Origin of the sequence: Leucobacter sp. 7(1), from assembly GCF_900163635.1 — a bacterium.
Taxonomy (GTDB): domain Bacteria; phylum Actinomycetota; class Actinomycetes; order Actinomycetales; family Microbacteriaceae; genus Leucobacter.
Genome location: NZ_FUID01000046.1, coordinates 1 through 8,201 on the forward strand (window position 1 = coordinate 1; position 8,201 = coordinate 8,201).

At 63.8% G+C, this 8,201-nt stretch carries 8 protein-coding genes; 7 read left to right on the forward strand and 1 reads right to left on the reverse strand.

Features of this window, described 5'->3' with window-relative positions; genetic code table 11:
* Window positions 1-7: 7 nt before the first annotated feature.
* On the reverse strand, window positions 8-1,012 hold the full coding sequence (locus FM113_RS08760) for a heme A synthase (RefSeq protein ID WP_254908932.1): 1,005 nt from the start codon (window positions 1,010-1,012) through the stop codon (window positions 8-10).
* 261 nt (window positions 1,013-1,273) lie between these two features.
* Between FM113_RS08760 and sufB the strand changes: the two genes are divergently transcribed.
* From sufB to FM113_RS08795, 7 genes are all read left to right on the forward strand, one after another.
* Window positions 1,274-2,692 (forward strand): Fe-S cluster assembly protein SufB, encoded by a 1,419-nt coding sequence (gene sufB / locus FM113_RS08765; RefSeq protein WP_087013682.1) that lies wholly within the window; start codon window positions 1,274-1,276, stop codon window positions 2,690-2,692.
* A gap of 2 nt (window positions 2,693-2,694) precedes the next feature.
* A complete protein-coding gene (sufD, locus tag FM113_RS08770; protein ID WP_087013684.1) occupies window positions 2,695-3,873 on the forward strand; it encodes a Fe-S cluster assembly protein SufD in 1,179 nt (392 codons plus the stop codon).
* Window positions 3,873-4,205, forward strand: a complete 333-nt coding sequence (locus FM113_RS08775; protein WP_087013687.1) for a non-heme iron oxygenase ferredoxin subunit — start codon at window positions 3,873-3,875, stop codon at window positions 4,203-4,205. The genes sufD and FM113_RS08775 overlap by 1 nt, the downstream gene beginning before the upstream one ends.
* Window positions 4,202-4,960, forward strand: coding sequence for a Fe-S cluster assembly ATPase SufC (sufC, locus tag FM113_RS08780; protein ID WP_087013691.1), 759 nt, complete (start codon window positions 4,202-4,204; stop codon window positions 4,958-4,960). The genes FM113_RS08775 and sufC overlap by 4 nt, the downstream gene beginning before the upstream one ends.
* Before the next feature lie 16 nt (window positions 4,961-4,976).
* Window positions 4,977-5,327 (forward strand): metal-sulfur cluster assembly factor, encoded by a 351-nt coding sequence (locus FM113_RS08785; RefSeq protein WP_087013695.1) that lies wholly within the window; start codon window positions 4,977-4,979, stop codon window positions 5,325-5,327.
* Between the two features lie 96 nt (window positions 5,328-5,423).
* On the forward strand, window positions 5,424-7,022 hold the full coding sequence (locus tag FM113_RS08790; RefSeq protein ID WP_087013698.1) for an ABC-F family ATP-binding cassette domain-containing protein: 1,599 nt from the start codon (window positions 5,424-5,426) through the stop codon (window positions 7,020-7,022).
* Between the two features lie 83 nt (window positions 7,023-7,105).
* A complete protein-coding gene (locus tag FM113_RS08795; RefSeq protein ID WP_087013701.1) occupies window positions 7,106-7,582 on the forward strand; it encodes an SRPBCC domain-containing protein in 477 nt (158 codons plus the stop codon).
* The last annotated feature ends 619 nt before the right edge of the window (window positions 7,583-8,201 follow it).

An 8,201-nucleotide genomic window follows, 5' to 3' on the forward strand; every position in this document is an offset into this window, starting at 1 on the left:
TGGGAGCCTACTCAGCGGGCGCCGGTGCGGGCGGTGCCGGAGGTACCGGAGGTACCGGAGGCACTGGAGGCTCAGAAGCCGCGGGCACAACGCGCTGGCGAGTTTCCACGAGGGCGAGAAATAGGCCAGCGGCGAGGAGGCAGGCCAGCACCATGTGCACCCCAACAAGGAGCGGGGGGAGAGCCAAACGCGCCTGTGCGATTCCCACGCCAATCTGCACGAGCATCACGCCGATAGACCACCCAGTCCAGCGCACGATCCGGTAGGCCCGCTCACTGCGAGCAAGGAACAGCGCCACCGCCGTGAACAGGAGCGTGCCATAGGAAGCCACGGCGTGCACGGTCTGCAGTGCTTCGGACTCGAGCCCGTTGCGTGCAGCCCCGCCGTCACCCGCGTGCGGGCCGGATCCCGTGGTCAGGATTCCCAGCGAGATTGTCACGAACCCGAAGATCACCGCGAGCCACACAGTCTGGAGCAGCGGCGCGGACACCGCGAGCTTCCGCGGTCCGGGGCCCGTGTATACCCGCAGCACGAGCAGCGCGGCAAGCATCACGAGGACCACGCTCGACAAGAAGTGGATGCCCACAACGTAGGGGTTGAGACCCGAGTGCACCGTGATGCCACCGATGATCGCCTGAATAAAGACGCTGAGTGCGGGAACCACGGTGAGCCAGAAGAGATCCCGGCGCTGCTTGCGGAATCGCCACACCGCGAGCAGCGCGAGAATCGCAATGACCTCGAGCAAGAAGAAGAGCGTCCGATTGCCAAACTCGATGTAGGAGTGGATGCCCATGGCTGGATTGTTCACAAACGATTCGTCCGTGCACTTGGGCCAGGTGTCGCATCCGAGCCCCGAGCCTGTCAGGCGAACGGCGCCGCCGGTGGCGACGATCAGTACCTGCGTCGCGAACACCCACCAGGCGAGGGCCTTCACCCGGGATGTCACCCGGTCAGGCATCCACTTCGACAGGCGACTTGCGCGGGGTGATTCGGTCGTGGTCGCGCTCGACAACGGGACTCCTCTCAGGGGCCTCCCAGGTGTTCCAAGTGCGCTGCGCGCGCCCCTCCCGCAAACGCGCGGGAACCTGTAGAATGGGAAGCTGTGGTTGCGTACGGCGAACCAGTCCGGGTGCACAGCACCTGAACGGTTCCGTCCGAAGCCCAGACTACTGCACCGCTGCAGGGAACCCGATGCGTGCGCAAGCGCCTCTCGAGCCGGACCCTCCGGCCTCGTGACGGGTTGCCCGGCGAGACGAAGAATGAGGGAGGGATCATGCCGGAGGTATTGATCGACCGGCCCGAGCTTGAAGGCTTGGGCCAGTATGAATTCGGCTGGCACGACAGCGACGAGGCCGGTGCGCTTGCAAAACGCGGCCTCAGCGAACAGGTTGTGCGTGAGATTTCGGCGCTCAAGAACGAGCCCGAGTGGATGCTGCAGCGCCGCCTGAAGGCACTGCAGATCTTCGGTCGGAAACCGATGCCCTCGTGGGGCGCGGATCTCTCCGGGATCGACTTCGACAACATCAAGTACTTCGTCCGCTCGACGGAGAAGCAGGCGACCTCCTGGGAAGAGCTGCCCGAGGAGATCAAGGAAACGTACGAGCGTCTCGGGATCCCCGAGGCCGAACGCCAGCGCCTCGTCGCAGGCGTCGCTGCCCAGTACGAGTCCGAGGTTGTGTACCACCAGATCCGTGAGGATCTTGAGGAACAGGGCGTGCTCTTCCTGGACACGGACACCGCGCTCAAGGAGCATCCGGAGATCTTCGAAGAGTACTTCGGCACGGTCATCCCCTCGGGTGACAACAAGTTCGCGGCACTGAACACGGCTGTCTGGTCCGGCGGCTCGTTCGTCTACGTCCCGAAGGGCGTGCACGTCGAGATCCCGCTTCAGGCATACTTCCGGATCAACACCGAGAACATGGGCCAGTTCGAGCGCACCCTGATCATCGCCGACGAAGGCAGCTACGTCCACTACATCGAGGGCTGCACAGCCCCGATCTACAAGTCGGACTCGCTGCACTCCGCCGTTGTCGAGATCATCGTGAAGAAGAACGCCCGCGTGCGGTACACGACGATTCAGAACTGGTCGAACAACGTGTACAACCTCGTTACCAAGCGTGCAATCGCTGAAGAGGGTGCGACGATGGAGTGGGTCGATGGCAACATCGGCTCCAAGGTCACGATGAAGTACCCGTCGATCTACCTCACGGGTGAGCACGCCAAGGGTGAGACGCTCTCGGTTGCTTTTGCCGGCCCGGGTCAGCACCAGGACACCGGTGCGAAGATGATCCACCTCGCACCGCACACCAAGTCGTCGATTCTCGCGAAGTCAATCGCCCGTGGCGGCGGCCGCAGCGGCTACCGCGGGGAGGTCCGCGTGGAAGCAAACGCGCACCACGCAGCCAACTCGGTTGTCTGTGACGCGCTTCTCGTTGACACGATTTCGCGCTCGGACACCTACCCGGCGATCGACATCCGCACGGATGACGCGACCCTCGCACACGAGGCAACCGTCACGCGCGTCAGCGAAGAGCAGCTCTTCTACCTGATGAGCCGCGGCCTCTCGGAGGAGGAGTCGATGGCGATGATCGTCCGCGGCTTCATCGAGCCGATTGCTCGCGAACTCCCTATGGAGTACGCGCTCGAACTGAACAAGCTCATCGAGATGAGCATGGAAGGATCTGTCGGTTAACGATGACAACGCTTCAGACTGAACAGCACGGCGCGAAGGCGCACAGCGACGGCGACTGGGACAACCGCGTACCGGTGCAGACCCGCTCGGACCGTCTGAAGTCGGCCAACGTTGCCGACTTCGCGGACGTCACCGGGCGCGAGGTGAACTGGAAGTACACTCCGGTCGCCGAGATCGCATCGCTCATCTCCGGCGAACTTACCCCGGGCGCCTCCGCACTGGAGGTCTCCGAGGCCGCCGGCGTCGAGGTTACCTCGATCCCGATGGACTCCGAGATCGTGGGCCGCGGCGGCCTTCCCGAAGATCGTGCCGCGGCGAACGCGTGGGGCCAGGCAGGGACCGCGCAGCATATCCTCGTTACGAGCGAGGAGCGCCAGACCGTCACCGTCAAGCGCACCGCGCTCACAAACGCGCCGACCGCATCGCACACGATCATCGAGGCAGCCGCTCAGGCGAACGCCCTCGTAATCCTGGAAAACACAGGCACGGCGAACCTCACCGAAACCGTGGAGATCGTTGTCGGCGAGGGCGCAAACCTCACCGTCGTGTCGCTCCAGGAATGGGACGAGGACGCGATTCACCTCGCGAGCCACAACGCGGTCGTCGGCCGCGACGGCAACCTGCAGCACATCGTCGTCTCGCTGGGTGGAAAGATCGTGCGGGTCAACCCCTCGATCCACCTTGACGGCCAGGGTGCCAACGGTGAGGCTTACGGCGCGTACTTCGCAGATGCGGGTCAGCACCTCGAGCACCAGGTCTACATCGATCACAACGCTCCGCACACCCGCAGCCGCGTCGCCTACAAGGGCGCACTGCAGGGTGAGGCTGCGCACGCAGTGTGGATCGGCGACGTGCTGATTCGGCGCGTGGCAACCGGTACAGACAGCTACGAGGAAAACCGCAACCTCACCCTCACCGAGGGCACGCGCGCGGACTCGATCCCGAACCTTGAGATCGAAACCGGCGACATCGAGGGTGCCGGCCACGCGTCGACAACCGGCCGCTTCGACGAGGAGCACATCTTCTACCTCCAGAGCCGCGGCATCTCCGAGGATGAGGCCCGCAAGCTTGTGGTGCGCGGATTCCTCTTCGAGGTCATCCAGCGCATCGGCAACGAGCAGATCGAAGAGCGACTCCAGACCGCGATTGAGGCCGAGCTGCAGCAGAGCGTGCTGGCGTAATGTCCCGGATGAAGGCGCTCGATCTGAGCGATCTGGTGCAGGATCAGGCAACGCGCGTCGTACTCGACGGTGTGCCAATGGCGGTGGTGTTGGACGGTCAGGGCGACGTCCACGCCATCGGCGACACCTGCACCCACGGTGAGATCAGCCTCTCCGAGGGATTCGTTGACGGTGACACGCTCGAGTGCTGGGCCCACGGCTCCGCGTTCTCACTGTGCACCGGCAAGCCGCTCAACCTCCCGGCCTACGAGCCGGTTCCCGTTTACGTCGTCGAAATCGAAGACGGCGTCGTATACATTGACCCCCACGTTACGAAAGAGATTGCCGTATGACTTCTGTGCTTGAAATCAAGGACCTGCACGTCAGCGTTGAGACCGAGCAGGGCCCCAAGCCCATCCTCAAGGGTGTGGACCTCACGATCCGCAAGGGTGAGACGCACGCGATCATGGGCCCCAACGGCTCGGGCAAGTCGACGCTCGCCTACGCCGTAGCCGGCCACCCCCGCTACGAGATCACCAGCGGGCAGATCCTGCTCGACGGCGAAGACATCACCGAGCTCGGTCCGGACGAGCGCGCACAGGCAGGCATGTTCCTGGCTATGCAGTACCCGGTGGAGATCCCCGGCGTGACGAACGCCAATTTCCTTCGCACCGCGAAGACCGCTATTGACGGCGAAGCGCCCGCCATCCGCACCTGGATGAAGGACGTGAAGGAAGCCATGGCGAACCTGCGCATGGACGAGTCCTTCGCAGCTCGTAACGTCAACGAGGGCTTCTCGGGTGGCGAGAAGAAGCGCAACGAGATCCTGCAGCTCGAGCTGCTGCAGCCGAAGTTTGCGGTGCTTGACGAGACCGACTCGGGCCTCGACGTTGACGCGCTGAAGATCGTGTCGGAGGGTGTGAACCGCGCCAAGGAGAACACCGGCCTCGGCGTCCTCCTGATCACGCACTACACGCGTATCCTCCGCTACATCAAGCCTGACTTCGTGCACGTGTTCGTCGACGGCCGCGTTGCCGAAGAGGGCGGTCCCGAGCTCGCGAACCGTCTTGAAGAAGAGGGCTACGACCGTTTCCTCACGAACGCGTAGGGCGTAGGCTAGTCCTATGAGTGAGGAAACAGTCACCGTTCCGCAGTCGATCGACCCGGATTTCCGGGAGCAGGCGATCGAAGCGCTGAAGAACGTGTCGGACCCGGAACTCGGCGTGAACATTGTCGATCTGGGACTGATCTACGATCTGGCCTTCGATCAGGAGCACGATGCGCTTGTCATCAGCATGACGCTGACGAGCGCGGGCTGCCCGCTCACGGACGTCATCGAGAACGACATTGCCGAGGCCCTCGATGGTCTCGTCACGGCGTTCCGGATCAACTGGGTGTGGATGCCGCCCTGGACGCCGGAGCGTATCACCGACGATGGTCGGGATATGATGAGGGCTTTGGGCTTCTCGATCTAGATCGCAACACCGATGTTCGGCCCGGGGCGGGTTTCCTGCCCCGGGCCGAACCGCGTGCGGGGAAGCCCCGCGCGAACAACCACAGAAGAAGGACCCATGATTACCGTCGAGGATCTCGCGATTGATGTTGGCGCGCGTCGGCTCATGTCCGGCGTCACGTTTCGCGTGAACCCGGGCGACAAGATCGGTCTTGTTGGACGCAACGGCGCCGGCAAGACGACCCTGACGCGCACACTGTCCGGAGAGCTTCAGCCCGCTGAGGGCAAGATCACAATCTCGGGTGAGCTTGGCTTCTTGCCGCAGGATCCGCGTACCGGTGATCCGGAACAGATCGCCCGGCACCGGATTCTTGATGCCCGCGGGCTGGGCACACTGCAGCAGAACATGGCCAAGGCATCGGAGGACATGGCGTCCGAGGACCCCGACGTCGCCGCGAAGGCGATGAAGCGCTTCGGCAATCTGACGGATCGCTTCCAGGCTCTGGGCGGCTACGCCGCCGAGTCGGAGGCTGCGTCGATCTCTCACAACCTGAGCCTGCCGGATCGAATTCTTGACCAGCCACTGAAGACGCTTTCCGGTGGTCAGCGCCGCCGGATCGAACTCGCCAGAATCCTGTTCTCCGACGCGGACACCATGATCCTCGACGAGCCCACGAACCACCTCGACGCCGACTCGATCGTATGGTTGCGCGAGTTCCTGAAGACCTACAAGGGCGGTGTGATCGTGATCAGCCACGATATCGACCTCGTGGGCGAGACCGTGAACCGCGTGTTCTACCTCGACGCGAACCGTCAGGTCATCGACACCTACAACATGAACTGGAAGCTGTACCAGCGCCAGCGTGCCGCCGACGAGGAGCGCCGCCGCAAGGAACGCTCCAACGTTGAGAAGAAGGCGTCCGCGCTGAAGGATCAGGCGGCAAAGTTCGGGGCCAAGGCGTCAAAGGCTGCGGCCGCGCACCAGATGGTGGCCCGCGCAGAGAAGATGCTCTCAGGACTGGAAGACGTGCGCCAGGCAGACCGCGTGGCAAAGCTCCGGTTCCCCGAGCCCGCACCCTGCGGCAAGACCCCGCTTATGGCAGAGGGGCTGTCGAAGTCGTACGGCTCACTCGAGATCTTCGCGGGCGTGGATCTGGCGATCGACCGCGGCTCCAAGGTTGTCATCCTCGGACTCAACGGTGCCGGCAAGACAACGCTGTTGCGCTTGCTCGCGCAGGTTGACGAACCGGATACGGGCCAGATCATCGCGGGCCACGGTCTCAAGGTGGGCTACTACGCTCAGGAGCACGAGACGCTTGACGTCAAGGCGAGCGTGCTGCAGAACATGATCTCGGTGTCGAGCCACCTCACCGAGATGGAAGCCCGACGCGTGCTGGGTTCGTTCCTGTTCACGGGTGACGACGTGCTGAAGCCCGCCGGAGTACTCTCGGGCGGGGAAAAAACCCGACTCGCGCTCGCGATGCTCGTGGTTTCCAGCGCGAACGTGCTGCTGCTCGATGAGCCCACGAACAACTTGGACCCCGCGAGCCGCGAGGAGATCCTGGACGCGCTGGCGCACTTCTCCGGTGCCGTGGTGCTGGTTTCGCACGACCAGGGTGCCGTTGAGGCGCTCAACCCTGAGCGGGTGCTGATCATGCCCGAGGCGACCGAAGACCACTGGTCCAAGGACTACCTGGAACTGATCGAGCTGGCGTAGCTCCCCTGATCGGGGGCTGAAAGCTCAGTACACGGCCGCACGCGACACTTTCGCGTGCGGCCGTTTCGCGCTGTAATGGGGGCATGACTGAGAACTCCGCCCTCACCGAACTTACGTTTTCTGTGTCCGGGCGCATCGCCCGACCGTGCGCCGAAGTGTATGAGGCGGTGGCGGATCCGCAGACGCTCTCACGCTACTTCACGACGGGAGGAGCGCGGGGCCGGCTCGTCACCGGGGAGACCGTCACCTGGGACTTTGCAGACTTCCCGGGCGCCTTTCCCGTTCAGGTGTTGGAAGCAACTGCGCCGGAGCGCATCGTGGTGCTCTGGGCTGGTGAGGCGACGACCGGCGAAGCGGGGGAGACGCGCGTGACGTTCACCTTTGCGCCGCTCGAGGACGATACTCGCACGCTCGTGACAATCACCGAAGCCTCCTGGCAGGCGACGCCCGCGGGCGCCACGGCGGCATTCGGGAACTGCGCGGGCTGGACCGGCATGCTCGCGGCGATGAAGGCCTGGGTGGAGCACCGCATTAACCTGCGCGAGGGCTTCTATCGCTAGCGCCTGGGCGGGGTGAGCGTCTGAGGGTCGGAGCTTCTGAGCTTCTGAGCTTCTGATGACCTGGTGGGAGGGTTGCCTCGACATCGGCCGCCACCAATTCTTGCGATGTGCCATGTTTGCACCTTTTCGGACTACAGGCGGTGCATGATTGCGTTCCAGGTGGGCTAGGGGCGGCGTAGGGGCACGGGTTGGGGTGCATTGCACGATCTCGGGGCGAGTCACCTCGCGCCCAGCCCAGACACCCCAGCCCTGCGCCCCCGTATCTGCGCTTTGTGCACTCGAGAAGCCAGTTATGTACCTCGGCGCGCCTAGGAAGGTGTGTGATTGCGTTCTCGCGCGGATATGGAGGCTGGGCTGAGATTTCGGGGCCGGGCGCGCGAGCAAGACTCAGGAAGCTCAAGACTCAGGAAGCTCAAGACTCAGGAAGCTACAAACCCTGGTGGAGAACCCCAAGCCCCAAGCTCCTGTCCCTTGTCCTGGCCTCCAGGCCTCCTGGCCTCCTGGCCTCCTCGAGAAGCCAGTTATGCACCTTGGGGTGACCCGGAAGGTGCAAGATTGCGTTCTTGCCCGGTACTGAGTGCGCTCGGGACTCGGGAGGGAGAGCGAGAAAGGGGGAACG